General features: G+C 53.8%; 2 protein-coding genes and 2 pseudogenes. 1 reads left to right on the top strand and 3 read right to left on the bottom strand.

Annotation, left to right across the window (positions count from 1 at the left end; all coding sequences use genetic code 11):
* Positions 1-7 precede the first annotated feature (7 nt).
* The 3 genes and pseudogenes from BSU04_RS22845 to BSU04_RS22835 all read right to left on the bottom strand — a co-directional run.
* Positions 8-292 (bottom strand): annotated as a pseudogene (locus tag BSU04_RS22845) (transposase); the annotation flags it as partial.
* A 371-nt stretch (positions 293-663) separates the two neighbouring features.
* Positions 664-1,125, bottom strand: a complete 462-nt coding sequence (locus tag BSU04_RS22840) for an ASCH domain-containing protein (RefSeq protein WP_089162710.1) — start codon at positions 1,123-1,125, stop codon at positions 664-666.
* 361 nt (positions 1,126-1,486) lie between these two features.
* On the bottom strand, positions 1,487-2,395 hold the full coding sequence (locus BSU04_RS22835) for a LysR family transcriptional regulator (protein WP_089162709.1): 909 nt from the start codon (positions 2,393-2,395) through the stop codon (positions 1,487-1,489).
* Between the two features lie 286 nt (positions 2,396-2,681).
* Here BSU04_RS22835 and BSU04_RS22830 point away from each other — a divergent pair.
* Positions 2,682-3,332: pseudogene (locus BSU04_RS22830) on the top strand (putative oxygenase MesX); the annotation flags it as partial.
* Positions 3,333-3,384: the final 52 nt, after the last annotated feature.

Below are 3,384 nucleotides of genomic sequence, written 5' to 3'. Positions count from 1 at the left end.
CTTACAAGCCGGACTTTTTTTTAAGCCAGTCCAGCTCCATCTTTAGCCGCCCGATCTCGCCATACAAACGATCTTCGCCGTCTCGTGCCGCCTCCGGTTTTGGACCGCGCTTGTTCTCAAACAACGCGCCGGCGTTAGCGAGAATTTCCTTCTTCCATTGCCCAACCATCACTGGATGCACGTCATACAGCTGCGCTATCTCGTTGATCGTCTTCACGCCGCGCACCGCTTCCAAGCCCACCTTCGCCTTGAACTCTGCGCCGTGAATCTTCCTCTTTTTGCTTTCCACCATTCGCCTTCATCCACTTTCAGACCACAGCTTAAACCGTTGTCTCAAAAGCGGGGGCCACTTTAGCTTGACCACTTACGGGGCGTCCATAACCCCGTAACACTTGCAAGAGATTAAGGAGACGTTCGGAGCGTGGCATACGCTGATCCTGATCGACACTTCAGTGAGTCGACGACACCATCGGTGGTTTCGAGCCGCATAACAATAGGTTGCTTCCAGATAGAGATTGCATTGTTGACGATCTAAAGGCTCTGTCGAACGTCTCCTGTTGGCTGGTGAGGGCCCTGCAGGCATAAGCGGACATGCTTCGAGTGGCGGCACGCGTCCCGGGCTTGATGCTTGAACCGAGGGCAGCGGTCGTTCGGGTCGCGTATTCAAGCGAAAGTGTAAAGGACCTCGAATCTCTCGCACACGAGAGGCATCGATTTATCAACCGTCCTGCCAATTCGCTTGCACTCGTCGGTGAAGAATCTCCAGTGCTCTGTTTGCCAATGCGATAACGAGTGGTCACCTTCGCCTTCGCTAGCTGCGAAATCGGCGGTCACAGCGTCAAACGGCACGATTTCCACCTCCGTGGCTCGTCGAACAAACGTTGGCCGACCATGCCAGTCAAGCACGATCTCCATATCCCCGACCTCAGGAAGTGTCGCACCGTCGAAACCCCAAGACCAAACCAAGCTGCAAGTACCGCGCTTTACGCCAGTCAGAATGAGGGTGATCAGCGATTCTGAAAGCGCCTCTGAATCTCCGAAACCGCCGATTCCGACGTTACCTTTCGGTAGATGTACACCTCGCTCGGCCAACTCAGCGATTAACTCATCTACATTCTTGTCCATGCGACAGAGTCCTGTTTATTGCGCCCGCTAATATCGGGGCACCTACGCGCCGATTGTCAACCATCTATCCGGTGCTGTCGAACGTCTCAACCTGGCCGGCTGCAGAAGTTCGTCGTCGGTCGACGATGAACCTCCCCAGCCCAGCTCCGAATTTCCGCGTTCGCCCCGTTACGGCCAATCGAGACTCTCAGCCATGACGTTCGCTTTCGGCACATGAACGGCCGGACCTGGCGGCGTGACCGTGGCTATCAGCGTTCAAAGGGATAAAGCTCTCCGGCAAAAATGCTAGAGGCTAAGCCGTGCAAGATGAAATGGCATCTTTTCATCTTGCGATGAGCTTTGTTCACGTCCCAATGCAAGATTAGTCTCGCATCTTCGCGTCCGCCCATTTCCACTCCCGCGCAGCCTTCACAAACGCCGCAAGATAATCGATGTCGTCATCAGTCTTGCGCGTGCCGAGGAAAATCTGCTTCGCAATACCTTTCCTTCCAAGTTTCACGGGCGTGAGCGGCATCCATTGCGCGTACTCTTCCGCGAGCCAGCGAGGTAACGCCGCCACGCCACGGCCGCTCGCCACCATCTGCAGCATGATGTCGGTTGTCTCGATCACCTTGTGGCGCTTCGGCATAATGTTCGCGGGCGTGAGGAACTGCGTGTATATATCGAGCCGGTCCGTTCCGACGGGATACGTAATCAGCACCTCATGCGCCAACTGCTCCGGCGTGACATACGCTTTTGCGGCCAGCGTGTGGTTATCGCCGACCACCAGCACCTGCTCGTAATCGAACACCGGCTGAAAATGCAGCTCGGACTTCTTCAGCGGGTCGGGCGTGACGAGCACGTCGATTTCATAGCCGATCAACGCGCCGATTCCGCCGAACTGGAAGCGCTGCTTCACGTCGACGTCGACATCCGGCCAGCGTGCGAGATACGGCGATACCACTTTCAGCAGCCATTGATAGCACGGCGCGCATTCCATGCCGATGCGCAACGTGCCGCGCTCGCCCTGCGCGTACTGCTTCATCCGCTCTTCGGCGCGTTCGAATTGCGGCAGCATCCGGTTGGCGAGGCTCAGCAGGTACTGTCCGGCCTGCGTGAGCCGCATGGAACGTCCCTCGCGCGTCCACACCGGCGTACCAAGCTGCTGCTCGAGCTTCTTCACCGCGTGGCTTAGCGCCGACTGCGTGAGATTGAGCGTATCGGCGGCGGCCGTGAGCGAGCCCTGCCGCTCCACTTCCCGCACGACCATCAGATGACTGCGATCCAGCATCGCCCACTCCATGAATAATTTTAATGTTTGCATGAAATAAATCCATTTTTATTCATGCTATGGAGACTATATCATCGCTTTCAGTCACTTTTTTTCTGATCGCAACACGGCACATGGTCCCTACGCGAAATAGCACGTACACCGCGCCATGAGCATGACTAATGGTTGCCTGAATGTCGATGCCAACGAGACTGCCGAGTAAAAGATCAGAGATGAAAAGCGGGGAGCATTGAAAAGCAAGGAACAAACGCAGTTTTCATTTCAGACATCAGGGTGCGAGATCACAATGAGTAAAGAATTCACATTTGCTATTAAAAGCATCCGTTTCGATGAGGACTATCACCCTTCAGAAAATACGCGCATCACGACCAACTTCGCGAACCTGGCTAGAGGAGAGAGTCGCCAGGAGAACTTGCGCAATACCTTCAGGATGATTGACGATCGTTTCAATGCGTTGGCGCATTGGGATAATCCTGAAGGCAATCGTTACGCTGTCAAACTTGACATAATTTCCGTAGAGATGAAATTCGAGGGGGAAGGCGGTGGTCACGCGCTCCCCTTGATCGAAATATTGAAGACGAATATTGTTGATCGAAAAATCGACAAACGCATTGAAGGCATGGTGGGAAACAACTTTTCCTCGTATGTGCGAGATTATGACTTCAATGTGGTATTGCAGGAGCACAACAAGGAACATCCCGGATTCAGCACGCCGGATAATTTTGGGGATCTGCATGGAAATCTGTTCAAGTGCTTTGTGAGTTCCAGCGCTTACCGAGATAATTTCACCAAGCCACCGGTTATATGCCTCAGCGTTTCGAGTAGCAAGACCTATCACCGGACGGTCAATCAGCACCCTGTATTAGGCGTCGAGTACCAGCAGGACGAATACTCTTTGACTGACGAATATTTCGCAAAAATGGGGTTGAAGGTTCGCTAAGTGTGACGAGTAAACGAATTTCAAAATATGGGGTCTGACAGGCAATGCG

This window comes from Caballeronia sordidicola (genome assembly GCF_002220365.1).
Classification (GTDB): Bacteria; Pseudomonadota; Gammaproteobacteria; order Burkholderiales; family Burkholderiaceae; genus Caballeronia; species Caballeronia sordidicola_C.
This window is presented reverse-complemented; position numbering and strand designations above follow the sequence as displayed.

Bases quoted from the DNA above. Each gene is read 5' to 3' on its own strand.
- BSU04_RS22840 (WP_089162710.1), bottom strand. From the start codon at position 1,125: ATGGACAAGAATGTAGATGAGTTAATCGCTGAGTTGGCCGAGCGAGGT.
- BSU04_RS22835 (WP_089162709.1), bottom strand. From the start codon at position 2,395: ATGCTGGATCGCAGTCATCTGATGGTCGTGCGGGAAGTGGAGCGGCAG.